Source organism: Enterobacter sp. BIGb0383 (genome assembly GCF_003751845.1).
GTDB lineage: Bacteria > Pseudomonadota > Gammaproteobacteria > Enterobacterales > Enterobacteriaceae > BIGb0383.
The window spans coordinates 1,195,612-1,221,507 of the sequence record NZ_RJKQ01000001.1 but is presented as its reverse complement, the minus strand read 5'-3'; the positions used below and the strand labels follow the sequence as shown (position 1 = coordinate 1,221,507).

Annotated in this window: 27 protein-coding genes and 1 other annotated feature; of the genes, 18 read left to right on the top strand and 9 right to left on the bottom strand. The window is 51.8% G+C overall.

What is annotated here, in order from left to right; translation table 11 throughout:
- The first annotated feature begins 32 nt into the window (after nt 1-32).
- The 17 genes from rfbB to EDF81_RS05815 all read left to right on the top strand — a co-directional run bounded on the left by rfbB (nt 33) and on the right by EDF81_RS05815 (nt 17,570).
- The gene (gene rfbB / locus EDF81_RS05895) at nt 33-1,115 is read left to right on the top strand and encodes a dTDP-glucose 4,6-dehydratase (protein WP_123347140.1); all 1,083 of its coding nucleotides are present in this window, start codon (nt 33-35) and stop codon (nt 1,113-1,115) included.
- Nucleotides 1,115-1,978 (top strand): glucose-1-phosphate thymidylyltransferase RfbA, encoded by an 864-nt coding sequence (gene rfbA / locus EDF81_RS05890; protein WP_123347138.1) that lies wholly within the window; start codon nt 1,115-1,117, stop codon nt 1,976-1,978. The genes rfbB and rfbA overlap by 1 nt, the downstream gene beginning before the upstream one ends.
- Before the next feature lie 15 nt (nt 1,979-1,993).
- Nucleotides 1,994-2,545 (top strand): dTDP-4-dehydrorhamnose 3,5-epimerase, encoded by a 552-nt coding sequence (gene rfbC / locus EDF81_RS05885; protein WP_123347136.1) that lies wholly within the window; start codon nt 1,994-1,996, stop codon nt 2,543-2,545.
- Between the two features lie 2 nt (nt 2,546-2,547).
- Nucleotides 2,548-3,375 carry an NAD(P)-dependent oxidoreductase gene (locus tag EDF81_RS05880; RefSeq protein WP_123347134.1) on the top strand — a complete coding sequence of 276 codons (828 nt, stop codon included), beginning with the start codon at nt 2,548-2,550 and terminating at the stop codon, nt 3,373-3,375.
- On the top strand, nt 3,375-4,862 hold the full coding sequence (locus EDF81_RS05875) for a lipopolysaccharide biosynthesis protein (RefSeq protein WP_123347132.1): 1,488 nt from the start codon (nt 3,375-3,377) through the stop codon (nt 4,860-4,862). Before EDF81_RS05880 ends, EDF81_RS05875 begins: the two co-directional genes overlap by 1 nt.
- Before the next feature lies 1 nt (nt 4,863).
- Nucleotides 4,864-5,373, top strand: coding sequence for a DapH/DapD/GlmU-related protein (locus EDF81_RS05870; protein WP_123347129.1), 510 nt, complete (start codon nt 4,864-4,866; stop codon nt 5,371-5,373).
- Nucleotides 5,373-5,951, top strand: coding sequence for a DapH/DapD/GlmU-related protein (locus EDF81_RS24320; protein ID WP_148049919.1), 579 nt, complete (start codon nt 5,373-5,375; stop codon nt 5,949-5,951). Before EDF81_RS05870 ends, EDF81_RS24320 begins: the two co-directional genes overlap by 1 nt.
- The gene (locus EDF81_RS05860) at nt 5,952-6,845 is read left to right on the top strand and encodes a glycosyltransferase family 2 protein (RefSeq protein ID WP_123347116.1); all 894 of its coding nucleotides are present in this window, start codon (nt 5,952-5,954) and stop codon (nt 6,843-6,845) included.
- Nucleotides 6,846-6,855: 10 nt separating this feature from the next.
- On the top strand, nt 6,856-7,830 hold the full coding sequence (locus EDF81_RS05855; RefSeq protein ID WP_123347114.1) for an EpsG family protein: 975 nt from the start codon (nt 6,856-6,858) through the stop codon (nt 7,828-7,830).
- A complete protein-coding gene (locus tag EDF81_RS05850; protein WP_148049910.1) occupies nt 7,814-8,923 on the top strand; it encodes a glycosyltransferase in 1,110 nt (369 codons plus the stop codon). The genes EDF81_RS05855 and EDF81_RS05850 overlap by 17 nt, the downstream gene beginning before the upstream one ends.
- A gap of 2 nt (nt 8,924-8,925) precedes the next feature.
- Nucleotides 8,926-9,543 carry a DapH/DapD/GlmU-related protein gene (locus EDF81_RS05845; RefSeq protein WP_260232654.1) on the top strand — a complete coding sequence of 206 codons (618 nt, stop codon included), beginning with the start codon at nt 8,926-8,928 and terminating at the stop codon, nt 9,541-9,543.
- Entirely contained in the window at nt 9,527-10,543 is a 1,017-nt protein-coding gene (locus EDF81_RS05840) for a hypothetical protein (protein ID WP_123347110.1), read from the top strand. Before EDF81_RS05845 ends, EDF81_RS05840 begins: the two co-directional genes overlap by 17 nt.
- Before the next feature lie 6 nt (nt 10,544-10,549).
- A complete protein-coding gene (cpsB, locus tag EDF81_RS05835; protein ID WP_404851449.1) occupies nt 10,550-11,977 on the top strand; it encodes a mannose-1-phosphate guanyltransferase in 1,428 nt (475 codons plus the stop codon).
- Between the two features lie 72 nt (nt 11,978-12,049).
- Complete coding sequence (gene cpsG, locus EDF81_RS05830) at nt 12,050-13,420, top strand: colanic acid biosynthesis phosphomannomutase CpsG (protein ID WP_123347106.1); 1,371 nt, start codon at nt 12,050-12,052, stop codon at nt 13,418-13,420.
- A 168-nt stretch (nt 13,421-13,588) separates the two neighbouring features.
- Nucleotides 13,589-14,995, top strand: coding sequence for an NADP-dependent phosphogluconate dehydrogenase (gene gndA, locus EDF81_RS05825; RefSeq protein WP_123347104.1), 1,407 nt, complete (start codon nt 13,589-13,591; stop codon nt 14,993-14,995).
- Between the two features lie 262 nt (nt 14,996-15,257).
- Nucleotides 15,258-16,424: a UDP-glucose 6-dehydrogenase gene (gene ugd / locus EDF81_RS05820; RefSeq protein ID WP_123347102.1), complete on the top strand. Its 1,167-nt coding sequence runs from the start codon at nt 15,258-15,260 to the stop codon at nt 16,422-16,424.
- 261 nt (nt 16,425-16,685) lie between these two features.
- Complete coding sequence (locus tag EDF81_RS05815) at nt 16,686-17,570, top strand: Wzz/FepE/Etk N-terminal domain-containing protein (protein ID WP_184999469.1); 885 nt, start codon at nt 16,686-16,688, stop codon at nt 17,568-17,570.
- A 38-nt stretch (nt 17,571-17,608) separates the two neighbouring features.
- Here the strand turns inward: EDF81_RS05815 and hisIE are convergent, their stop codons facing one another.
- From hisIE to hisL, 9 genes are all read right to left on the bottom strand, one after another.
- Entirely contained in the window at nt 17,609-18,220 is a 612-nt protein-coding gene (gene hisIE, locus EDF81_RS05810; protein ID WP_123347098.1) for a bifunctional phosphoribosyl-AMP cyclohydrolase/phosphoribosyl-ATP diphosphatase HisIE, read from the bottom strand.
- Nucleotides 18,214-18,990: an imidazole glycerol phosphate synthase subunit HisF gene (gene hisF, locus EDF81_RS05805; RefSeq protein WP_123347096.1), complete on the bottom strand. Its 777-nt coding sequence runs from the start codon at nt 18,988-18,990 to the stop codon at nt 18,214-18,216. The genes hisIE and hisF overlap by 7 nt, the downstream gene beginning before the upstream one ends.
- Nucleotides 18,972-19,709 (bottom strand): 1-(5-phosphoribosyl)-5-[(5-phosphoribosylamino)methylideneamino]imidazole-4-carboxamide isomerase, encoded by a 738-nt coding sequence (gene hisA / locus EDF81_RS05800; protein ID WP_123347094.1) that lies wholly within the window; start codon nt 19,707-19,709, stop codon nt 18,972-18,974. The genes hisF and hisA overlap by 19 nt, the downstream gene beginning before the upstream one ends.
- On the bottom strand, nt 19,709-20,299 hold the full coding sequence (hisH, locus tag EDF81_RS05795) for an imidazole glycerol phosphate synthase subunit HisH (RefSeq protein ID WP_123347092.1): 591 nt from the start codon (nt 20,297-20,299) through the stop codon (nt 19,709-19,711). The genes hisA and hisH overlap by 1 nt, the downstream gene beginning before the upstream one ends.
- Nucleotides 20,299-21,366 (bottom strand): bifunctional histidinol-phosphatase/imidazoleglycerol-phosphate dehydratase HisB, encoded by a 1,068-nt coding sequence (hisB, locus tag EDF81_RS05790; RefSeq protein WP_123347090.1) that lies wholly within the window; start codon nt 21,364-21,366, stop codon nt 20,299-20,301. The genes hisH and hisB overlap by 1 nt, the downstream gene beginning before the upstream one ends.
- The gene (hisC, locus tag EDF81_RS05785; protein WP_123347088.1) at nt 21,363-22,424 is read right to left on the bottom strand and encodes a histidinol-phosphate transaminase; all 1,062 of its coding nucleotides are present in this window, start codon (nt 22,422-22,424) and stop codon (nt 21,363-21,365) included. The genes hisB and hisC overlap by 4 nt, the downstream gene beginning before the upstream one ends.
- Complete coding sequence (hisD, locus tag EDF81_RS05780) at nt 22,421-23,725, bottom strand: histidinol dehydrogenase (protein ID WP_123347086.1); 1,305 nt, start codon at nt 23,723-23,725, stop codon at nt 22,421-22,423. The genes hisC and hisD overlap by 4 nt, the downstream gene beginning before the upstream one ends.
- A gap of 5 nt (nt 23,726-23,730) precedes the next feature.
- On the bottom strand, nt 23,731-24,630 hold the full coding sequence (hisG, locus tag EDF81_RS05775; protein ID WP_123347084.1) for an ATP phosphoribosyltransferase: 900 nt from the start codon (nt 24,628-24,630) through the stop codon (nt 23,731-23,733).
- A 47-nt stretch (nt 24,631-24,677) separates the two neighbouring features.
- Nucleotides 24,678-24,799: a sequence feature (His leader region), on the bottom strand.
- Complete coding sequence (hisL, locus tag EDF81_RS05770) at nt 24,775-24,825, bottom strand: his operon leader peptide (protein ID WP_001364200.1); 51 nt, start codon at nt 24,823-24,825, stop codon at nt 24,775-24,777. It overlaps the preceding feature by 25 nt.
- Before the next feature lie 178 nt (nt 24,826-25,003).
- Here hisL and EDF81_RS05765 point away from each other — a divergent pair, with 178 nt between their 5' ends.
- Complete coding sequence (locus EDF81_RS05765; RefSeq protein ID WP_123347082.1) at nt 25,004-25,828, top strand: SDR family oxidoreductase; 825 nt, start codon at nt 25,004-25,006, stop codon at nt 25,826-25,828.
- Nucleotides 25,829-25,896 lie beyond the last annotated feature (68 nt).

Below are 25,896 nucleotides of genomic sequence, written 5' to 3'. Positions count from 1 at the left end.
CTATTCGAATAGATTAATAGCGGAAATATAACGTGAAAATTCTGGTCACTGGTGGTGCTGGCTTCATCGGGTCTGCAGTTGTGCGGCATATTATCAATAATACGTCGGATGTCGTGGTTAACGTCGATAAATTAACCTATGCGGGTAATCTCGAATCTCTTGCCGAGATTGATAAGAGCGATCGCTATAGCTTCGAGCACGCTGATATCTGTGATGCTGAAAAAATGGCGCAAATTTTCGATGCTCACCAGCCAGACGCAGTGATGCACCTGGCGGCAGAAAGCCATGTAGACCGTTCTATCTCCGGCCCGGCAGCATTTATCGAAACAAATATTGTTGGGACCTACGTGTTGCTTGAAGCAGCTCGCAAGTACTGGAACACACTGGATACCGTAAAGAAAGCCGCATTTCGTTTCCATCATATTTCAACTGACGAAGTTTACGGCGATCTGCCGCACCCGGATGAAGTCGCCAGCGATGCGGAGTTACCGCTGTTTACAGAAAACACCGCATACGCGCCAAGCAGCCCATATTCAGCATCTAAAGCCTCCAGCGATCATCTGGTTCGCGCCTGGTTGCGAACCTACGGCTTCCCGACCGTTGTGACCAACTGCTCCAATAACTATGGTCCATACCACTTCCCGGAAAAACTGATCCCGCTGGTCATACTGAACGCGCTTGAAGGTAAAAATCTGCCAGTCTATGGCAAGGGCGATCAGATCCGCGACTGGCTGTATGTCGAAGACCATGCTCGAGCCCTTTATACCGTGGTAACGCAGGGGCTGGTGGGTGAAACCTACAATATTGGCGGTCATAACGAAAAACAGAATCTGGACGTTGTGCACACTATCTGTGACTTGCTGGATGAGATCGTGCCAAAAGAGCGTTCTTATCGCGACCAAATCACCTGGGTTGCTGACCGTCCCGGGCACGATCGTCGCTATGCGATTGATGCGGATAAAATCAGCCGTGAGCTGGGCTGGAAACCACAGGAAACATTTGATAGTGGGATTCGTAAAACGGTTGAGTGGTATTTAGCGAATCAGCAGTGGGTGAGCAACGTAAAAAGCGGCGCCTATGCGTCCTGGCTGTCCAAACAATATGGAGATAACTAATGAAAGGCATTATTCTTGCGGGTGGATCTGGTTCCCGGCTACATCCCATTACGTTGGGCACCTCGAAACAGCTATTACCTATTTATGATAAGCCGATGATCTACTACCCGCTGTCAGTACTTATGCTGGCGGGTATCCGTGACATCCTGCTGATTACAACGCCGGAAGATCAGGCCAGCTTCAAGCGCATTCTTGGCGACGGTAAGCAATTTGGCATCAACTTACAGTACCAGGTTCAGCCTTCACCAGACGGGCTTGCCCAGGCGTTTATTCTGGGTGAAGAGTTCATTGGTGATGACAGTGTTTGTCTGGTTCTGGGTGACAATATCTTCTTCGGCCAGGCTTTTGGCAAGCAGCTGAAGCATGCGGTAGATCATCTTGATGGCGCGACCGTATTTGGCTACAAGGTAATGGATCCAGAGCGTTTCGGCGTAGTTGAATTCGATAAAGACTTCAATGCCATCTCTATCGAAGAGAAACCGAAGACACCGAAGTCTAACTGGGCCGTTACCGGACTCTATTTCTACGATAATCGTGTAGTTGACATCGCGAAGAACGTAAAACCGTCTGAACGTGGCGAACTTGAAATTACCAGTATTAACCAAAAATACCTCGAGCTCGGTGAGCTGAAAGTTGAACAGCTTGGCCGGGGGTTCGCGTGGTTAGACACCGGTACGCACGACTCATTGCTTGAAGCATCTCAGTTTGTACAAACCGTTGAAAAACGCCAGGGCTTTAAAATCGCCTGCCTGGAAGAAATTGCCTATAACCAGGGGTGGCTGGACAAAGAGAGCGTTAAGGCCACGGGCAATGCTTTATCTAAAACCGGCTATGGTAGTTACCTGTTGAATCTCGTTAAGTAAGAGTGTGTTTGTAAAATGAACGTAATTAAAACAAAGATTGAAGGTGTTTTGATCATTGAACCGCGTGTTTTTGGCGATGAACGCGGCTTTTTCTATGAAACATTCCACGCAGCTCGTTATAAAGAAGCCGGTATTGCTGAGGATTTTGTGCAGGATAACCGCTCACGCTCAACGGGCGGTGTGCTGCGTGGTTTGCATTTTCAGAAAAACAAACCGCAGGGCAAGCTGGTGACCGTCACGCAGGGTGAAGTTTATGATGTCGTCGTCGATCTTCGCCCCGACTCTGCTACTTTTGGGCAGTATGAAGGTATTATGCTCACCGGCGAAAACAAGATTCAGTTCTACATTCCGCCCGGTTTTGCCCACGGTTTCTGTGTATTAAGCGATACGGCTGACTTCCAGTATAAATGCACCGATTTCTACGATCCTTCTGATGAAGGGGGTCTGATCTGGAACGATGAAACGGTAAATATTAACTGGCCAATTAGCGAACCCAATTTGTCAGCAAAAGATAAAGTTCTTCCTTCATTAAAAGATATTTATAAGAATCTGAAGGAAGGGTGGTAAAAATGGCAAAGTATACCGTATTCGGTGGTCGTGGATTCATCGGTAACGAAATTGTGGAGCAGCTTCGGCTGCAACACCACGACGTTTGGGTGCCTGAACGCGACGATAAGAGCATTTTTGCACAAGATCTGGGTATCGTTATCTACTGCGCAGGTAATGGCGATTGCCAGAAAACGCCATTTAACGTGTTTCAGGCTAACAGTGCATTACTTGCTGATATTCTTCAGCATTCAACGTTCTCTCGTCTGGTATACATGTCTTCTACGCGCGTCTATATGAATGGCAATGAGACAGATGAAGCGGCTGATCTGATTGTCAGCGAAGACGACGGGCGTCGACTGTTCAATCTCACGAAGCTTGTGGCTGAAGAACTGTGTCTGAAAAGCGGCAAAGATATTGTTATTGTCCGTCCAAGCAATGTCTATGGTGTGGCATTAAATAGCCCGCTGTTCTTACCTTCTATTACCCGTAATGCGATTAATAATGGTCATATCGACATGTTTATCGATCGTCACTATGAGAAGGATTATGTCGCGGTTGAAGATGTGGCTTCGGTCTGCGTCGCACTCTCACAGAACGATGCGGCTTCTGGCAAAATCTATAATGTCGCCGCAGGTTATAACACCACTGCTGAAGAGATCGCTGAAGTGCTGGTTCGTTCTACGGGATGTACTGTCACCTGGCATCAGAGAGCCTTTCCGCGCGAAGTTTTCCCAGTGACGGACATTGCTTCAGTGCTGTCGCTGATCCCTCACTTTACGCCCAGAAACGTTCTGGGGGATGTTGAGGATATGGTGTCGAGATTCAAAGAACAGATGGAAAGCCGGTAATGAGTGGCTTTAAGCGCCTCGTAAAAAACTCGATATCAAATATTATTAATGGGTTTTCAAACGTAATTTTGGGGATAGTAATATCCCCCTTTTTAATTAAAATATTATCAATTAATGATTTTTCTATCTGGTCACTGGTGCTACAGACAGGGGCTTTCTTTTCTTTACTGGGGTTTAGTGGGCAAATATCAGTAGCAAGATATGTCACCTTGTCTGTAGCGGAAAATAATAAATTAAAACTCCAGCGGGTAATCAATTTTGGTAATACCCTCTCTATTGCCAGTGTTGTCTTTTCAGTTACCGTTCTGTACCTCATTTACACCCACTTCTTTACCATTTTCAATGGGATACATGCAGAGCAATCATCCTATGCGCCGGATGTTTTTTTCGTCGTTTCACTATCCTTTATTATAGGGCTGCTGGCTTCAGTTTATAATGGATACTTTACCGGTGTTGAACGCAATGAAATACCAGCTGGGGTTAATTTAATATCACGCACTATACTGGGTGTGGGGATTTATATCTCAGCGCATTTCAGTATGATGATGATGGCTATCACCTATTTTGTAATTAACTCATTGTCTTATATTGTTGTTTACTTACTGTACCTGAGGTTCAGAAAGAGAAATGATAATGGTGACGTTAAAGATAGCGGAAGTATTAAATTCAAAGAGTTTATAAGTTATTGCTTTGGCGTGTTGGTTTTTAATCTTTCGACATTTTTAATTGTTAATTTGAACGGAGTGTTGATCGGCCGGTACGCGTTCAAAGAATATGCCTGGTATGCACTCGCCATTACTTTGGTTACTGCTGTTGTAGGGTTCCTGAATGCGGCCTTAACGCCAGTGCTGCAGCCTATCGTCAGGCTGACGCACAGTGATGAAAAATCAAGGCTGAACGATTTTGTTTATATACTCACCAGAGCCATTCTGACTCTGTCATTTACGCTGCTGGTCGTGAATTTCATTGTAGGTAGATTTGTACTCGACATCTGGATCGGGAGCGAGGTTGCCTCCTTTACCTGGCCGGTTTTTGTTTTCTTGCTATTGACTAATTTGTCACGACTGCTGGGTGCGCCGCTTGGTCTGGTATATCTGGCGAAAGGAAAGCAAAATGAGATTATCTACCTTCCGCTTCTCGAAGGGGCGATCAGTGTCGTGATGACCTTCATCTTTGTCAAAAGCTTTGGCGTGTATGCCTCTGCGATGTCGATGGCCGTTTCGACAATAATTATTATGTTTATATATTCCTTTAAACTGATTGGCATTGCCGCTCTTGATTCCTGTAAGAACAAATTCAGATGGCTACTTGCAGGGGGGCCGCTAGCATTACTCGTCATTATTTTTATATTAGCCAGAATTCAGCTACAGCTTACTGATGAGCGTTTACTGATAGTATTTTATATTGTAATGACAGTACTTGCAGTCGTCAGCTTTGCTGTTGTTTTTAAAGATATCAAACGTATTAAAAAAATCCTTGAGAGTTAATATGTTAAGTAAACTGATTAGCCTTTATTATAAATATAAGTATAAAAAACTAATTGATAAACGCGTCGCCATCGCGTCCGGGGCTTTTATTCATCACGGCGCTACTTTTATTATCCGTGAAAACAAATCTGCAGCCATTGAAATTCATGAGGGCGTTTATATCGGACGTAACGCCAATATACATACTAACTCCAGAATTATTATTGGCCGTGACTGTGTGTTAAGTGACTACGTCTATATCAGCACCTTATCACACGGTCTGGATCCCGCCGCCGGACGCATTATGTCGCAGCCGGATACGGACAAAGGTGAAGTGGTACTCGGTGAGAATGTATTCCTCGGTTTTGGTGCCAAAATACTGCCCGATGTCCGTCTGGGTGACTGGACGATCGTCGGTGCAGGCAGCGTAGTAACAAAATCATTCCCTGATGGCTATGTGATGATTGCCGGAAATCCAGCCAGAGTCATTAAACACTACGATCATCAAGCAAAACAATGGATTAAACCGTGATGCTCAGTAAGATTGTCAATAAGCTTTTTTATTTTATCGGACAGATAAAATACAGTTTAGCCATGGCGCGTTTTGGCACCGGTAGCCGCATCATCAAGCCCATGATGATCGTGAATGCACGCAGAGTGGCGATTGGGAAAAACGTCCTGATCCGCAACGGTGTCCGTCTGGAAGTGGTGGGGAATAACAAAGACACGGTGATCGAGATTGGTGACAATGTAAATATTGAGCAGTACGTGCATATTGTTGCCAAAAATAGCATTAAAATCGGTAATAACGTATCAATTACGGGTTGCTGCTCTATAGTTGATATCATTCATCCCTATGACGAGTACTCTGAGATAGAAAAGATCGGCAACCGTATTTCAGATAAAATACTGCCCGTTGAAATCGGTGATAATAGTTTTATTGGCTATGGCGTTCATATTAACCCTGGCGTAACTATTGGTAAGAATTGTATTGTTGGTGCAAGATCGGTCGTGACCAGAGATGTTGCTGACAACAGCGTTGTTGCAGGAAGCCCTGCACGAGTAATTAAATATTTCAATACCAGCAATAATAAATGGGAAAGTGTTTAAATGAGTAGTCCAAAGATTGGTATCGTCACCGTATTTTATAATTCTCCGGAAGTCTTACCGGATTTTTACAAAAGCCTTTCTCTGCAAGACTACGAAAATTATCATCTGTACATTGTAGACAATAGTTCCAATGATACCTCCAGACTGCTTGCGGAGAGATTAGCGACTGAATACAATATTTCAGCAACGCTGATCAATAACAACGGGAACAATGTCGGGGTGGCTGCGGGTAATAACCAGGGGATTAGCGCAGCTTTCAAGGATGATTGTGAGTATATCCTTATCGCTAACAATGATCTGCTTTTTGACGATGTAACCGTCTTCTCGTCGATCGTTGATATTGCACTCAGAGATGATGAAAAAATAATCAGCCCGGCAATTCTTAACTATCCAGAAAAGAAAGCATGGTACGTGGGTGGACACTTCGATAAGTTTCGTGCATTAGCGCCACATGAACACGTTGGTGCGGACTATTCAGAATTAAAAGCCACACTGGCGGATCATTGTACCTATTCACCGACCTGTTTCCTGTTGGTACATAAATCTGTTTTTGATAAAATTGGCATGATGGATGAGAAGTACTTTGCCTACTATGATGACACGGACTTCATTTACCGTGCGGTGATGGCCTCATTCCGGGTCAGAATCGCACGCGATACGATCGTTTACCACAAAGTCAGTATCTCTACTGGCGGCGGATATAGCCCGTTCGGGGCCTATCACCTCACGCGTAATCGTATCTATTTCGCCCGAAAATGTTTTACATTCCCTCAGCGCGAGATAGCTGTGTTCTATACCATCGCAACGCGTTTATCGCTGCCTGTCTTTCGTCAGGAGTCCCGAAGCGTGTTCAAAAATATTCTGAAGGGAATACGTGATGGTTTGAGGATGTAAGTTAAATAATATGACCATCTATCTTGTTATTCTACTTTTTATTCCGCTATTACTTCTCGTTGCCGCATCACCGATTCAGGCGGTGCTGGCAAAGATGATGTTTATGATGGTATATGCAATATATGTCTTCTATCATATTGATGCCGGTCCCGATCATACACTTTATCAGTGGGTCTATGACACCGACCCGGCAGGAGTAAACTACGAGCCTATTTATCGATTATTAACATCTATTGCCAAGGGACTTAACTTCAATTATGTTGAGTTTCTGGTGTTGGTCAGGTTAGTGAGTTTTTCCGTGCTGGCAATAGCTGTGTTTAAGCTCGATAAATACAAGCTGATTTTCTTCTTCTGTCTGTATATCCCGATTTCGTTTGTCACCTTTGAACTGAATCTGCTCAGGCAAGGGCTGGCGATTCATTTTGGATTGCTGGCAGCAGCTTTCCTCTGTGACAATAAAAAAGGGAAGTCATATTTTTCTGTGGGGCTGGCGATCCTTTCCCACTTTTCATCGTTGTTACTGGGATTGCTTTACATTAAAAAGATTAACAGGCAGATGGTGTTTGTTGGTTTTTTATTTTTAGCGATACTTTCTTATAACTTACCTTATTTACTGGGCAAGATTAATGATTACCGGGAGATTGGCGCGTTTAATTTCCGGTTTGATATTTCATTAGTTCAGACGGTGATATTGATAGTGCTACCGTTCATTATCTTCAAAATGGAAGGCCCGGCACTGCCAAAGCTGTTTTATGTCGCGTTGTGTTTACTAGCTGTGCTGCCGGTGATGGTCAGATTGTATCCAGTCGGATTATTAATCCTGCTGCCGTTGATCCAGGCGCCTAAAACCAGGACGCCCAGAATGCTGTTAGCGTGTTTTATTCTGTTGTCCGTAGGTCTGACTATGGGCAAAACAATGTTGTTACTTCAGGCTGATAATCAATCTATAGAACAAGGGGTGTATAGCCGTGGCTACCAGGGATGAGCGTTCGGTTGCTTTCGTCTCCATGTCGGGACGTGATTCTGCGATGTGGTTTTCGTTTACGGGGCTATACCACGCATTACAGGATGCGGAAGTTGCGAGTGAATTCTATTTTCCCTCTACGCAGCCTGATGCAGAAAAAGACTACAACAAGCAGTGTTTTTTTTACCGTCTGAAGAAGCCTGTTAAAACCTTTTTATCCGTCTGGCGGCTGGCGCGAACGTTAAACGCCAACCATAGCAAGGTGGTGGTGTTTTCACAGGGGATCTTTTCTGCGTTACTGGTCTTCCTGCTGAAGCGTCATGTTGAGGTTGTCGCCTGGGCTCATGAGATTGATAACTATGTTGCGCGTTCGGGCCTGTTGCGTGGTTTAAACTACCTGATTTCAGACAGATATATGGGATTACGCACCAGCACTGTACTCGTCGGCTCTGACCAGCTCTTTGCTAAAGCGCAAAAGCAGTATCCCAGAAAACGGGTTGTGAACTCCTGTTTACCGCTTTCCGGTGATTTCTACACTGCGCTAAAAACATCAACGCCGTCTGAGCCTGTAGCCCAGGTCGCCGATGCTGCATCACCTGTCAGGATCCTCTTCTTTGGCGGTATTACTGCCTATAAGGGGTTGCACCATCTGGATGAGGCTATCAGGCGCCTTCCGGAAGGGACGCTGGATATCAAGATTATCGGCCGCGGCGATCTGAAAACGCTCGCGCCTGAACTGTATGCACGTGCGCAGGGGAAAAAGGACGTTGTTTGGGTGAACAGATTCGCCAGCGCTGAGGAAGTGATTGAAGAGTTGAATAAAACCGACATGATGTTTGCCATGTATGATTCGGTGACGGCGACCTCGCTAATTGATATCGCCAATTCGACCGGTGTGCCGGTACTGGCCTCGGAACTTGCCTTCTTTAAAACAAAAATTGTCGACGGGGTGAACGGATTTATTGTGAACAGGGATTCGTTGTATTCGTTTTTAAATGAATATAAACAAATAAGTTGCCCCACCCGAAATCAGGTTATGGAACACTTTGTGACTTCAGGAGTGAATAACCAGTGCGTCGATGCGTTGTTGAATAATGGTGTGGTCAGGAGATAGTTTTGGATAAGATACGTCAGACTTTAAAACTGTACGGTTTTCTGGGATTCTGTTCGCTAATTTTTCAGGTTATCTATACAAAAATATTATATAAAAATGCGCGAATAGTCCGTCGTCCTTTTGATATCAGAGGGAAAAAACAGATCCGTTTTTCCCGAGGCTTCACGACGGGGCGCTATTGCCGAATTGAAGCGCACAGTCAGATGCCATGCGCTGAACCGATCATTGAATTTGGGGTTAACTGCCAGATTAATGATTCTGTCCATATTGCCGGGGCGGAAAAGATTTTTATAGGGGATGATGTCCTTATCGCCAGCCGGGTGTTTATCACGGATCTGAACCATGGAAGCTACAAGGGACCAAATCAATCGCATCCGAATACTATCAGCCGTGAGCGGGAGCTACACACGAATCCAGTCTACATTGAGTCAAATGTCTGGTTAGGCGAGGGAGTGGTTGTGCTTCCTGGAGTAAGAATCGGTCAGTCTTCGATTGTGGGTGCCAATTCGGTTGTCACCAGGAGTATCCCGGCAAACTCGATTGCTGCGGGTAATCCTGCGAGAGTAATAAAGCAGTTCAGTTTTGAAAGGAACGAGTGGGTGAATGTTAATGGTGAGTAATAAGACGGTATTGTTTATCTGTCCTGATTTCTTTGATTATAAGAAACTTATTGCAGAAGAACTTGAGAAACATTTTGATCGGGTCATCAGCTTTTCTGACAGACCGCTTTGCTCCTCCGTTTCTAAAGCGCTTTTCAAATACAATGTTCCACTCTATTCAACCCGAATGTCTGAGCGGTACGGGCGGACTATTTTTGATGCAATCGTAAACGATTTACCCACGCTGACGGATGTGGTGATTGTGAAAGGAACCTGCATCACTCCGTCATTTATAGATTTGCTACGCCAGCATAATCATAATTTAAAGATAACCAGTTATTCATGGGATTCTATCTCTAACATTAAAACCTTCCCTGCGCTGGCCAGTAAATCCGACCGGGCCTTTACGTTTGACCTGAGAGACAGCTTTGATTTTAAGCTTGAGTATTTGCCACTCTTCTACAGTGAAAGTCGTCCTGCGCCCGTAGCGGCTACGTCCGCCATACCCGAGTATGACTATACTTTTATCGGGAGCTATCACGGCGATCGTATCAGTGTCCTGAGCCGCTTTCTGGAAAGGAAAAAGCAGGCCACGACCTGTATCAAAATCTACTTCCAGAGCCGTTTGCAGTATCTCTTTTACTATCTGCGCGATCCTGCGTTGCGCGCCTGCCCGAAAGAGTGGCTCACGTTTGAACCTGTCTCACGAAATAATTTAGAGGCTCTCACCGCAGCCAGTGCGCACGTCATTGATATCCATCATCAGAAACAGACTGGCCTGACGATGCGAACCTGGGAAACGCTGCAGGGTAATCGACATTTGATTACCACTAATCCGGCCGTGCTGTTACACACGACAGGGGAAAATGTCACGGTGCTTGATCGCATCACCGGGCAAGAATGGTCTCTCAGCCAGTGTGAGGCCTACAAAGAGAGTATCAACCGGGAAGATCCGCATCTTAAACCTATGGGATGCCTGTCTTTATCGGCGTGGGTAAATGCTTTGCTAACAAAGAGTTGAATGAATATGAGCCTTTTTCCTGTGATCATGGCGGGCGGATCCGGTAGCCGTCTATGGCCACGTTCCCGCGTGCTTTATCCTAAACAGTTCCTCTGCCTGAAAGGAGAGCTGACGATGCTGCAAACCACCGTCAGACGCCTGGAAGGGATTGCATGCGAAAATCCGGTGGTGATCTGCAATGAGCAGCATCGTTTTATCGTTGCTGAGCAGTTACGCCAGCTTGATCGGCTGACGCAAAATATTATCCTCGAACCTGCAGGGCGTAATACTGCGCCAGCGATTGCGCTTGCAGCACTGACTGCCTTACGTTCCCCACAGGGGGACGATTCGCTGATTCTGGTACTGGCCGCCGATCATGTGATTCAGAATGAAGAAGCCTTCCGCCAGGCTGTTCGTAGTGCAACACCCTTTGCGGAAATGGGCAAACTGGTCACTTTTGGTATCGTTCCTGACCAGCCAGAGACGGGCTACGGGTATATACGGCGCGGTGCTGCAGCATCTGACGATGGTCAAAACGCCGCGTTTGACGTCGCCGAATTCGTCGAAAAGCCCGATCTGACTACCGCTCAAGCCTATATCAGCAGCGGTGATTACTACTGGAACAGCGGCATGTTCCTTTTCCGTGCCGGACGTTACCTGGAAGAGCTGGCAAAATTCCGTCCCGATATTTTGGCTGCCTGCGAAAAAGCGATGGAGGATGTCGACCCGGATCTGGACTTTGTCCGTGTTGACGAACAGGCATTCCTCGCCTGCCCGGACGAATCTATTGACTATGCCGTGATGGAAAAAACGGCCGATGCCGTGGTGGTTCCGATGGATGCTGGCTGGAGCGATGTGGGCTCCTGGTCATCATTGTGGGATATCAGTGATAAAGATCCGGACGGTAATGTCTATCATGGAGATGTGATCGGCCACGATACGGAAAACAGCTATATCTATTCAGAATCCGGACTGGTCACGACCATTGGCGTAAAAGATCTCGTGGTCGTGCAGACCAAAGATGCGGTGCTGGTTGCCGACCGAAACCGCGTGCAGGATGTGAAGAAAGTGGTGGAGCAGATCAAAGCTGATGGTCGCCATGAGCATCATAACCATCGGGAAGTGTATCGCCCGTGGGGGAAATATGACTCCATTGATGCCGGCAGTGGTTACCAGGTGAAAAGGATAACCGTTAAACCTGGTGAGGGGCTGTCGTTACAGATGCACCACCACCGTGCCGAACACTGGATTGTGGTGGCAGGTACAGCGAAAGTGACGCTGGGAGAAGAGTGTCGGCTGCTGGGTGAGAACGAGTCGATCTATATTCCACTTGGCGTGGCCCACTGTCTGGAAAACCCGGGAATAATCCCGCTTGATCTTATTGAAGTGCGTTCCGGTTCTTATCTTGGCGAAGATGACATCGTTCGTTTAAAAGACCGTTACGGACGTATCTGAACATAGGTTTACTCTGCCTGCACAGGTTTCTCTTGTGCGGGAGGAGAGTGGTTGGCCGAAGGAGCGAAACCAATGCAACAATTGACCTGTTTTAAAGCCTACGATATTCGCGGCAAGCTGGGCGTCGAACTGAATGAAGACATCGCGTGGCGAATTGGCCGCGCGTATGGCGAGTATCTGAAACCGAAAAACATCGTGCTGGGTGGCGATGTGCGCCTGACCAGCGAGTCCCTGAAGCTGGCGCTGGCAAAAGGGCTGCAGGATGCGGGCGTTGACGTGCTGGATATCGGCCTGTCCGGTACCGAAGAGATCTACTTCGCCACCTTCCACCTCGGCGTGGACGGCGGGATCGAAGTGACCGCCAGCCATAACCCGATGGACTACAACGGGATGAAGCTGGTACGCGAAGGCGCGCGGCCAATCAGCGGCGATACCGGCCTGCGCGACTTGCAGCGTCTGGCGGAAGCCAACGACTTCCCGCCGGTAGACGAAGCCCGTCGCGGCAGCTATCAGAAAATCAATCTGCAGGATGCCTATATTGACCACCTGCTGGGCTATATCAACCCGGCGAACCTGAAGCCGCTCAAGCTGGTGATTAACGCCGGCAACGGCGCGGCGGGCCCGGTGATTGATGCGATTGAGGCCCGCTTCCAGGCATTGAAGGTGCCGGTGACTTTTATCAAGGTCCACAATACCCCGGACGGCAACTTCCCCAACGGCATTCCTAACCCGCTGCTGCCGGAGTGTCGCGCCGATACCCGCAATGCGGTGATTGAGCACGGGGCCGATCTGGGTATCGCCTTTGACGGCGATTTCGATCGCTGTTTCCTGTTTGACGAGCGTGGACAGTTTATCGAGGGCTACTACATTGTCGGCCTGCTGGCCGAGGCATTCCTGGAGAAAAATCCGGGTGCCAAAATCATCCACGACCCGCGCCTCTCCTGGAACACCGTTGACGTGGTGAGTGCTGCTGGCGGTACGCCGGTGATGTCGAAGACCGGTCACGCCTTTATCAAAGAGCGGATGCGCGCCGAAGATGCGATCTACGGCGGGGAAATGAGCGCTCACCACTATTTCCGTGATTTTGCCTACTGCGACAGCGGCATGATCCCCTGGCTGCTGGTGACCGAGCTGCTGTGCCTGAAAGGACAATCCCTGGGCGAACTGGTTCGCGACCGGATGGCGGCGTTCCCGGCGAGTGGTGAAATTAACAGAAAGCTGGAAAAACCAGCCGAAGCGATTGCGCGCGTTCAGCAGCATTTTTCCATTCATGCGCTGGAGATTGACCACACGGACGGCATTAGTATGGCGTTCCCCCAGTGGCGTTTTAACCTGCGCTCGTCGAACACCGAGCCGGTTGTGCGCCTGAACGTGGAATCTCGCGCAGATACCGCGCTGATGGAAGAGAAAACAAAAGAGATTCTCGCGCTACTCGGAGAGTAATCCCGGTCCGGCCGTCACTGTGCCTGTGCGGCCTGACGGTCCAGGATTAGGCAATCAGTGTGGCATCGGTTAGCAAAGGCTATTCATTCTGCCTATTACTGAGTTAACATCTAAGCCACATTCAAACCGCGCACATGTCGCGGTGACCACACCTGACAGGAGTATGTAATGTCCAAGCAACAGATCGGCGTCGTCGGTATGGCAGTGATGGGGCGCAACCTGGCGCTCAACATCGAAAGCCGTGGTTATACCGTCTCCGTCTTCAACCGCTCTCGTGATAAAACGGAAGAAGTCATTGCCGAAAATCCGGGCAAGAAACTGGCTCCGTTCTACACGGTACAGGAATTTGTTGAATCTCTGGAAACGCCACGTCGTATCCTGTTGATGGTGAAAGCGGGCGCTGGCACCGATGCGGCTATCGACTCCCTCAAGCCGTACCTTGATAAAGGCGACATCATCATTGATGGCGGCAACACCTTCTTCCACGACACCATTCGTCGTAACCGTGAGCTGTCTGCTGAGGGCTTTAACTTTATCGGCACCGGCGTTTCCGGTGGCGAAGAGGGCGCCCTGAAAGGTCCTTCCATCATGCCTGGCGGTCAGAAAGACGCTTACGAGCTGGTTGCGCCGATCCTGACCAAAATTGCTGCCGTTGCAGAAGATGGCGAGCCGTGCGTGACCTATATCGGTCCTGACGGTGCGGGCCACTACGTGAAGATGGTACATAACGGTATCGAATACGGCGACATGCAGCTGATTGCTGAAGCCTATGCGCTCCTGAAGGGTGGCCTGAACCTCTCCAACGAAGAGCTGGCCGAGACCTTCACCGAGTGGAATAACGGCGAGCTGAGCAGCTATCTGATCGACATCACCAAAGACATCTTCACCAAAAAAGATGAAGAGGGTAAATACCTGGTTGATGTGATTCTGGATGAAGCCGCCAACAAAGGCACCGGCAAGTGGACCAGCCAGAGCTCTCTTGATCTCGGCGAGCCGCTGTCCCTGATCACCGAATCCGTATTCGCACGCTATATCTCTTCTCTGAAAGAGCAGCGCGTGGCGGCCTCTAAGGTGCTGTCCGGTCCGCAGGCTAAGCCAGCGGGTGATAAAGCCGAATTCGTTGAGAAAGTGCGTCGTGCGCTCTATCTGGGCAAAATTGTCTCCTATGCGCAGGGCTTCTCTCAGCTGCGTGCCGCGTCCGATGAGAACAACTGGGATCTGAACTACGGTGAAATCGCGAAGATTTTCCGTGCCGGTTGTATTATTCGCGCCCAGTTCCTGCAGAAAATTACCGATGCCTACGCGGAAAACGCCGGTATCGCGAACCTGCTGCTGGCACCATACTTCAAAAACATCGCTGATGAATACCAGCAGGCGCTGCGCGACGTAGTGGCCTATGCCGTTCAGAACGGTATTCCGGTACCGACGTTCTCTGCGGCCGTAGCGTACTACGACAGCTACCGTTCTGCGGTACTGCCGGCTAACCTGATTCAGGCTCAGCGTGACTACTTCGGGGCGCATACCTACAAGCGCACGGATAAAGACGGTGTATTCCATACGGAATGGCTGGATTAATCTGATTTAGCATCCTGATGATGAAAGGCCCGGTAACTGATACCGGGCTTTTTTTTTGCCTGCCAGCACCCGGCGGTAGCGCAACGGCTGAAATGCAAGGAAAAAAACCAGCATAAATCACTACCTGAGGCAGGGGGAAGCAGGCGGGGTGGTGCCTTGACAGTGGATTAACGGAAGAGTTAAAAACCCCATCAGATAACGACTTTCGCGGTGGTTCTTCTGCCATCCTCCTGACACTCATACTTAAAGAAGTTACTTACGAATGAAAATAACAATCTCAGGTACAGGTTACGTTGGTCTGTCGAACGGTGTTCTGATTGCCCAGAACCATGAGGTGGTGGCGCTGGATATCGTGCAGGCAAAAGTGGATATGCTAAACCAGAAGGTCTCGCCGATTGTCGATCCCGAGATCCAGCAGTATTTGACCGAGAAGCCTCTCAACTTCCGCGCCACCACCGATAAACACGATGCCTATCGTGACGCAGACTATGTCATTATCGCCACCCCGACCGATTACGACCCGAAACATAACTACTTCAATACCTCAACGGTTGAAGCGGTTATCCGCGACGTGGTGGAGATTAACCCTGACGCGGTCATGATCATCAAATCCACTATCCCGGTTGGTTTTACCCAGTCCATAAAAGACAAACTGGGTATTGATAACCTGATCTTCTCCCCGGAATTCCTGCGCGAAGGCAAGGCGCTGTATGACAACCTCCATCCTTCCCGTATCGTTATCGGCGAGCGTTCAGAACGCGCGGAGCGTTTTGCGGCGCTGCTGCAGGAAGGGGCGATCAAAACCGATATCCCGGTATTGTTTACCGACTCGACCGAAGCGGAGGCGATTAAACTCTTCGCCAATACCTTCCTCGCGATGCGCGTGGCCTACTTTAACGAGCTGGATAGCTATGCCGAGAGCCTGGGTCTGAATACCCGCCAGATTATCGAAGGGGTGTGCCTGGATCCGCGTATTGGCAATCACTATAACAACCCGTCATTTGGCTACGGCGGCTACTGCCTGCCGAAGGATACCAAGCAGCTGCTGGCAAATTATGACACCGTCCCGAATAACTTGATTTCGGCGATTGTGGATGCCAACCGCACGCGTAAAGACTTTATTGCCGACTCTATCCTTGCTCACCAGCCGAAGGTGGTCGGGGTGTACCGGCTGATTATGAAGAGCGGGTCTGATAACTTCCGGGCATCTTCTATCCAGGGGATTATGAAGCGAATCAAGGCGAAAGGCGTGCAGGTCATTGTCTATGAGCCGGTGATGAAAGAAGACGAGTTCTTCCACTCCCGCGTCGTGCGCGATCTGGATGCGTTTAAGCAAGAAGCCGACGTGATTATCTCCAACCGGATGGCAAAAGAGCTGGCAGACGTGGCGGATAAGGTTTATACCCGCGATCTGTTCGGCAGCGACTAAATCGCATCACCATCGACGTAAAAGGCCTTTATCAGGGCCTTTTTACGTTTTGGGGGGCAATGAGGTCGTATGTGATGCAGTAACATTTTTAATATGAATAGTCACCATGGCATACATTTAATCGCACTATTAATCAAAATCTTATGGCGGTTATGGTAGTGACCACTACAATCATAATGAGATAACACACTTTTAAAGGCTATTATGCACAGCACTGAGCGTCGTGAACAAAAGGGAATCACAGAAAATCAGGAGGTCGATATGTTTGATCTTCTGTTACAGCTCTGGAAGGGCAAAAAAATTATTCTCTGCACTCTGGTTTTTACACTGATTATCGCAACTGCTTACCTTATCTTCCACAAACCTAAATGGATTTCAACGGCCGTGGTGTCGATGCCGGAAACCGGGCAGGTGGCGGATTATACAAATACCCTGTTACTGCTGTATCCGTCGGGCGTGAGAAAAGAGGGGGCAGCGGAGACGTTTATACCTTCTATTTCTGATATTCGCGCTGCGACCTTTGATCGTTTCTCCGCTTTGCTGTCTGCGCGGATAATGCAGGATGAGTACAAAGAGACGGTCCGTACAGATGTCCTGAAGATGACGCAGTTGCCGTCACCGAACAGCGCCTCTCCGATTAAAATCAGCTATGTTGCTGGTGCGCCTGAGCAGTTAGACAGCAGCCTCAGAACCCTGGTTGAGCAGGTCAATCAGGACGTCGGGAAGCAGCTGATTAATGATTTGAACACCAATATCACGCTGAGAAAACAGGAACTGACGGCATCGCTGGCGATACAGGAAAAATTAGCCAAAGAGCAGCGCGCTCAGCGTATTGAGTCTCAGACCTCGCGTGAAGCCGGTGACGGCGTGGTGGTGATTAGAAAAGACGCAGACTCGCAGCGAAACTATGCCGATGAGTACCTGAATACGCAGGAACAGCTGCTGAAGCTGGCCGCGCTTGAGCCTGAGAAAATGAAGATTGGCACTTTCTTCTATGTCGTTGAGCCGACGGCGCCTCAGGAGGAAGAGAACAAAACCAGAATCATGGTCGTGCTGGTGTCTTTAATACTGGGGCTTATTGCAGGGGTGGGTATTGTTCTGACGCAAAGCGCCCTGCATAACTATCGGCAGCGTCGCGAAATCTAAAAAAACCGGGCGGATAAAGCGCCCGGTTTTTTTCAGGCTTATTGATGTCTTGCCCGCAGGTTCTCAATCACCGCCGTTAAATCCAGATCCTGATCCTGCAGTAGCACCAGCAGGTGATACATCAGATCCGAAGCTTCGTTAGTCAGCTCCTCGCGGTCGTTCACGGTGGCGGCGAGGGCGGTTTCTACCCCTTCTTCGCCAACTTTCTGCGCAATGCGTTTGGTGCCGCTGGCGTACAGTTTGGCCGTATAAGAACTGGCCGGGTCGGCGGTTTTGCGCGAAGCCAGCAGTTGCTCAAGCTGATACAGGAACAGCCACTGGTGGCTGCTGTCGCCGAAGCAGCTGGAGCTGCCGGTGTGGCAGGTCGGGCCAATCGGGTCGGCGAGCACCAGCAGGGTGTCGTTATCGCAGTCTGACGTAATGCTGACGACGTTCAGGAAATGCCCGGAGGTTTCACCTTTGGTCCACAGGCGCTGCTTGCTGCGTGAGAAAAAGGTGACTTTGCCGCTGGCTTCGGTTTTGGCCAGCGCGTCTCTGTCCATATAGCCCAGCATCAGCACTTCGCCGGAAACGGCGTGCTGCACCACGGCCGGTAACATGCCGTCGGTTTTTTCCCAGTCCAGCTGGCTGCGTTGTTGCTCTGTTAACATATCCGTATCTCCACGCCCTGATTTGCCAGGTACGCTTTTAATTCACCAATATTGATAATCTGCTTGTGGAACACCGACGCCGCCAGCGCGCCATCGACGCCCGCATCACGGAAGGCTTCCAGGAAGTGCTCCATGGTACCCGCGCCGCCGGAGGCAATCAGCGGGACGCGGCACAGGTCGCGGACCTTTTTCAGCTGTACCAGATCGTAGCCGTTACGCACGCCGTCCTGATTCATCATATTCAGGACGATCTCCCCGGCACCGCGTTTCTGCACTTCCTGCACCCAGTCGAGGGTCTCCCAGGTGGTGATGCGGGTGCGGCTCTCGTCGCCGGTGTACTGGTTAACGTGATACTTGCCGGTGGTCTCGTCGAACCAGGTATCAATTCCGACCACAATACACTGCACGCCAAAGCGATCCGCCAGGCGGGTAATCAGCTCCGGGTCCGCCAGCGCAGGCGAGTTAATAGAAATCTTATCCGCGCCGAAGGAGAGGATCTGCGCGGCATCCTCGGCAGACTTGATGCCGCCTGCGACGCAGAAGGGGATATCAATCACTTCTGCAACCCGCTCTACCCAGCTTTTATCCACGACGCGGCCGTCGCTGGAGGCGGTGATATCGTAGAACACCAGTTCATCCGCGCCTTCCTCGGCGTAGCGTTTTGCCAGCGGGACGATATCGCCAATAATCTCGTGATTACGGAACTGGACGCCTTTCACGACCTGCCCGTTGCGCACGTCCAGGCAGGGAATTATCCGTTTTGCCAGCATTGAATCGCCTCCGTTACGTTAAACTTACCTTCCAGCAGCGCGCGACCGACAATCACGCCGCGCACGCCCGTTCCGCGCAGGGCGGCGATATCGTTAAGATCGCCAATGCCACCCGATGACTGGAACGCCACCTGCGGGTAGCGGGCGCAAACCTCTTCATACAGAGAAACATTGGAGCCGGCCAGGGTGCCATCGCGGGAAATATCGGTACAGAGCACGTGCTTCAGACCGACAGGCTGATAGGTTGCGACCAGCTCTTCGAGGGTGACGCCGGAGTTCTCCTGCCAGCCGCTGACCGCGACCTGCTTCACGCCCTGGTCATCAATGCGGACGTCCAGCGCCAGCACCAGCGCGTCGGCGCCAAAGCGTTTAAACCAGCCCTTAACCATTTCAGGATCTTTCACCGCGGTAGAGCCGACTACCACGCGTGCAACGCCGGCTTCAATCAGGGCCGCAACGTCTTCTTCGCTGCGCACGCCGCCGCCAACCTGTACCGGGACGTTTACCCCGGCAACCAGGGTTTTCAGCAGCGGGATCTGCCGCTTAGCCGGGTCTTTCGCACCGGTCAGGTCTACGAGGTGCAGGACTTCCGCACCCTGGGCCGCATAGGCCTGCAGACGCGGGAGCGGGTCGCTGCCGTAATCACGCTGTTGGGCGTAATCGCCCTGATGGAGACGCACCACCGTGCCATCAATCAAATCTAACGCCGGAATAATCATTACATCTCCAGGAAATTTTTCAGCAGCTGCGCGCCCGCCGCGCCTGAGCGCTCCGGGTGGAACTGAACGCCGTAGAAGTTATCTTTCTGCACGGCGGCGGTAAATGGCTCGCCGTAGTTGCACTGGGCAATGGTGCTGGCATTCACCGGCATGGCATAGCTGTGAACAAAGTAGAAATAGGCGTCGTCCTCAATGCCCTGGAACAGACGATGGCCTGCTTTGGCGTTGACCCGGTTCCAGCCCATATGCGGCAGCGGCAGGCCGACGTCGGGGATTTTAGGCACGGCTTCGTCGATAATACCCAGCAGATCAACGCCCTGGTTCTCTTCGCTAAAGCGGCCCAGCAGCTGCATGCCGAGGCAGATCCCCAGCACCGGCTGGGTACAGGCCTTAATCAGTTCGATAAGCTCGCGTTCGCGTAGCTGATCCATCGCCGCCTGAGCGGTTCCGACGCCGGGCAGGAAAAGCTTATCGGCGCGCAGCACCACGTCCGGATCGCGGCTCACCACGGGATCGTAGCCGTGACGGCTGACGGCGGACTTAACCGAATTCAGATTGGCACAGCCCGTATCGAGGATCACCACGTTCATCACAGCACTCCTTTCGAGGAGGGAAGGGTATCGCCCTCAACGCGGATGGCCTGGCGCAGGGTGCGGCCAAAGGCTTTAAACAGGCTCTCCACGCGGTGGTGATCATTCTTGCCTTTAGTACGCAGGTGCAGGGTTACCGCCATGGTATAGGAGAGCGAGCGGAAGAAGTGCTCGATCATCTCAGTGCTGAGATCGCCCACGCGCTGGTAGGTAAACTCGGCTTTATACTCCAGGTGCGGACGGCCGGAGATATCCAGCGCACAGCGGGCCAGACATTCGTCCATCGGCAGCACAAAGCCAAAGCGGTTAATGCCGCGCTTGTCGCCCAGCGCCATTTTCAATGCTTCGCCGAGCGCCAGACCGGTGTCTTCTACGGTGTGGTGATCGTCAATATAGAGGTCGCCTTTTACTGCGATCTCCATGCGGAAGCCGCCGTGGGTGGCGATCTGATCCAGCATATGGTCGAAGAAGCCGACGCCGGTATTGATTTTGCTGCCGCCTTCGCGGTCGAGCCAGAGCTTAACGTCGATCTGCGTCTCTTTGGTATTACGCTCCACGTGCGCGTAGCGGTCGCGACGGGTCAGCTGTTCGCCAATGGCCGCCCAGTTGAGAGTTTCGCGGTTATAGCGCAGGCCGGTAATGCCCATATTGTCCGCCAGCTCGATATCGGTGGCGCGGTCGCCAATCACATAGCTATTGGCTTTATCCAGCGCCTCTTCGGCCAGATACGCGGTGACCAGCTGGGTTTTCGGCTTGCGGCAGTCGCAGTTATCGGCCGGCAGGTGCGGGCAAATCAGTACTTCGTCAAACACCACGCCCTGGGAGGTGAAAATCTGCATCATCAAATCGTGCGGGGCGTCGAAATCCGCCTGCGGGAAGCTGTCGGTGCCCAGGCCATCCTGGTTAGTGATCATCACCAGCTTGTAGCCCGCTTTTTGCAGCTGCAGCAGGACCGGGATCGCCTGCGGTTCAAAGGCCAGCTTCTCCAGGCGGTCTACCTGATAATCCGTTGGTGGCTCGCCAATCAGGGTGCCATCACGATCGATAAAGAGGTACTTCTGACTCATACAGACTCCGCACGTAAGGCGTCGATGACGCGCTGGCTCTCTTCACGGGTGCCGATGGTAATACGCAGGCAGCCGCTTAAGGAGGGTTGTTTGTTTTGATCACGCAGGATAATGCCCTGATCCCACAGAGATTTAAAGACCGCGCTCGACGTTGCGATCCGCGCAAGAATATAGTTGGTTTCCGAATCACAGACGGCTTCGACACAGGGAATATCCCGCAGTGCGGCAACCAGATACTGGCGCTCGACCAGAATCTTCGCCACCCGCTCGCGCATCGCCACAATACCCAGCGGGCTCAGAGCCTGAGCGGCGATATCCGCCACCGGCGTTGAGAGCGGATAAGGCGCAATCACTTTCATCAGCAGAGCAATAACATCTTCATTTGCCAGCGTGAAGCCACAGCGCAGGCCCGCAAGGGCAAAGGCTTTCGACAGGGTACGCAGCACGACAAGGTGCGGATACTCGGCCAGCCAGCTTACCAGCGACGCCTGCGGGCAGAACTCAATATAGGCTTCATCGGCGACGACGATAGCGTTGCCCCGGGTCATCTCCAGCAGGGTGCGAATATCCTGAGGATTGATAATCTGCCCGGTCGGGTTATTCGGGCTGCACACATAGACGATCTTCACGCCGTCGAGCTGGTCGGCGATGCCCTGCAAATCGAGCTGCCAGTCTTCCAGTGCCGGAACCGTACGCCAGGCCACGCCGATGGTTTCGGCGCTGACGCTGTACATACCGTAAGTCGGCGGACAGAAGAGCACGGCATCCTGGCCCGGCTCGCAGAACGCGCGGATCAGCAGTTCGATCCCTTCGTCCGCGCCACGGCTGACCAGAACCTGCTCCGGTTTCACGCCCGCATACTGGGCATAGTTTTCAATGACCGCCTTCGGCTGGCACTCCGGATAGCGGTTCAGGCTCTGCTGGGTTAAATCAAACGGCACCGCCGTCGGGTATTCATTGGCGTTCAGCCAGACGTCACCTTTGCCACCGAGACGGCGGGCGGACTGATAGGGCGTCAGCTCGCGGACATTTTTGCGGGCGAGATCTTCAATGCTCATGCTTGCTCCTTCAGGGCGTTGACGCGCAGCGTGACGGCGTTTTTGTGAGCGTCCAGGCGCTCGGCGGCGGCCAGAGTTTCAATGGTTGACGCCAGCGACAGGAAACCGTCGCGGGAGAGTTCCTGTACCGTCATGCGCTTCTGGAAATCCGCCAGTCCCAGGCTTGAGCTGGTGGCGGTATAGCCGTAGGTCGGCAGCACGTGATTGGTGCCGGACGCATAGTCGCCAGCGGATTCCGGGGACCAGTCGCCAAGGAACACGGAACCGGCGCTGGTAATATCATCCACCAGGTCACGCGCGTTGCGGGTCTGAATAATCAGGTGCTCCGGGCCATACTGATTGGAAATCGCCACGCACTGGGCCAGATCCTTCGCCACGATAATCCGGCTGGCGGCGAGCGCCTGACGGGCGGTTTCCGCACGCGGCAGAGAGGCAAGCTGGCGTTCTACCGCCTGCGCCACCTGACGACCCATTTCGGCATCCGGCGTCAGCAGGATCACCTGAGAATCAGGACCGTGCTCGGCCTGAGAAAGCAGGTCAGAGGCGACAAAATCCGGGGTTGCTCCGGCATCGGCAATCACCAGCACTTCGGATGGACCTGCAGGCATATCGATTGCCGCACCGTCAAGACGCTGGCTGACCTGGCGCTTGGCTTCGGTTACCCAGGCATTGCCCGGCCCGAAAATCTTATCCACTTTCGGCACCGATTCGGTCCCGAAGGCGAGGGCGGCGATAGCCTGCGCGCCGCCGACGTTAAAGATCTCCTGCACGCCGCAGAGCTGTGCGGCATAGAGAATCTCATCCGCAATTGGCGGAGGAGAGCAGAGCACCACGCGCTGGCATCCGGCGATACGCGCCGGGGTTGCCAGCATCAGCACGGTAGAAAACAGCGGCGCGGAGCCACCGGGAATATAGAGCCCGACGGAAGCCACCGGACGCGTCACCTGCTGGCAGCGAACCCCCGGCAAAGTCTCGACATCCACGGCAGGCAAAATCTGGGCCTGGTGGAAGGTATCGATGTTCTTAACCGCCACGGCCATCGCTGTTTTCAGCGCGTCGCTAAGACGGCTACCGGCCTCGGCGATTTCACGGGCGCTGACCTTAAGCGCGGCCACCTCGGTTTTGTCGAACTGAGCGCTGTATTCACGCAGGGCATCATCCCCGCGCGCTTTGACGTTATCAAGGATCGCCGCCACGGTGCGGGTGACGGTATCGGAAGAATCAAGCGCCGGGCGTTTCAGCAGCTGTTGCTGCTGTTCCGGGGTACTGCTGTTCCAGTCTACAAGGGTCTCGAAGCTCACGGGCGTTACTCCATCATCTTCTCAATAGGCAGAACCAGGATAGAGCTGGCGCCCAGCGCCTTCAGTTTCTCCATCGTTTCCCAGAACAGGGTTTCGCTGCTGACCATATGCATGGCAACGCGCTGCTGATCGCCTGCCAGCGGCAGAATGGTCGGACGTTCCGCACCCGGCAGCAGGGCGATCACTTCTTCCAGACGCTCGGTCGGCGCGTGCATCATGATGTACTTGGATTCGCGGGCCTGAATCACGCCCTGGATACGGGTCAGCAGTTTATCGATCAGCTGCTGTTTGGCGTCGGCCATCTCGCCGTCGCGCTGGATCAGACAGGCTTTGGAGCGATAAATCACTTCGACTTCGCGCAGGCCGTTGGCCTCAAGGGTTGCGCCGGTAGAAACCAGGTCGCAGATAGCGTCGGCCAGACCCGCGCGCGGAGCGACTTCCACAGAGCCGTTCAGCAGACAGGATTTAAAGGAGATACCTTTCTGGTCGAGGTAGCGCTTGAGCAGGTGCGGGTAAGAGGTGGCGATACGTTTACCGTCGAGGGCAGTAGGGCCGTCCCAGGTTTCGTCGGCGTTGGTGGCCAGCGACAGACGGCAGCCGCCGAAATCGAGGCGACGCAGGGTGAAATAGCGTGGGTCTTCGCCCTGAGCGCGACGGCTGAGCAGCTCTTCTTCCAGAACGTTTTCACCGATAATCCCGAGGTCGACCACGCCATCCATAATCAGGCCAGGAATGTCGTCATCACGTACGCGCAGAATATCAATCGGCATATTTTCCGCCAGCGCAATCAGACGCTGGGTGTGCAGGTTGACCTTGATACCGCAGCGGGCCAGCAGTTCGCGTGAGTCTTCGCTCAGTCGGCCTGATTTCTGAATTGCGATACGTAAGCGGGTATTATCTAACATTCTTTATTTTCCTCTTCATTCCTGTCGTGTCTGCCTGAATTCGGTCCAAAAAAAAGCCCCCGGAAGATGATCTTCCGGGGGCTCTCTTGCGTTCATGCACCTCTGGAAGATCTAACTGTCTTCCAGCACACATCGCCTGAAAGACTAGTCAGGGTGATGGTGATGATGGTGATGTTTGAACTGAACGCGTGTCATAAAAAATTCCAGTGAATGCTTATGCATTGATGGCATTAAACCTAAACCACTTACCTTATCGAAGGCAAGCCCTTTTTTTTGATCATTAATTCATTTCATCCAGACGGTATAAATTGTCAGTTCCGTTGCCCTGGCGTAGCCTTAATGCAGTAAGTGGTTAGCGTTCAGGAGAGCAGAGATGAAAAAGGTCGCCATTATTGGTCTGGGTTGGTTAGGTATGCCGCTGGCACTGTCGCTGAATGCGCGAGGCTGGCAGGTCACCGGGAGCAAGACGACCCTCGACGGCGTGGAAGCCGCACGAATGTGCGGAATTGACAGTTATCCGCTGCGTCTGGAGCCGGAGCTGGTCTGCGACCCGGATGACCTGGATGCATTAATGAATGTCGATGCGCTGGTGCTGACGCTGCCCGCCCGGCGCAGCGGCCCGGATGCCGACTTCTACCTACAGGCGGTGCAGGAAGTCGTTGATACCGCTCTGGCCCGTGGCGTTCCGCGTATCCTCTTTACCAGCTCGACCTCCGTCTATGGGCGTACCGAGGGCCTGATTAAAGAGAGCAGTCCCCGTGAGCCGGTGACCGCCAGCGGCACGGTGCTGAAAGAGCTGGAAGACTGGCTGCATAACCTCCCCGGTACCTCGGTTGATATCCTTCGCCTCGCCGGGCTGGTGGGGCCGGACCGTCATCCGGGGCGTTTCCTCGCAGGAAAATCCGCTGCCGATGGCGGACACGGCGTGAACCTGGTGCATCTGGACGATGTGGTTGCCGCGATTACCCTGCTATTGCAGGCACCGAAGGGCGGGCATATCTACAATATCTGTGCGCCGCAGCATCCTTCCCGCGAGACATTTTATCCGCAGATGGCACGCCAGCTTGAGCTGGAACCGCCGGTATTTACCCCGTCGACCGACCCGGGAAAAGGCAAACTTATCGACGGAAACCGGATCTGTAACGAGCTGGGATTTGAGTATCAATATCCTGACCCGCTGGTAATGCCGCTGGAGTAAGCAAAATCTGGCGCAAAAATGAACAAATCGTGCGGTGGCGATCCGGCCACTGTCGGTTTATCAAGCGG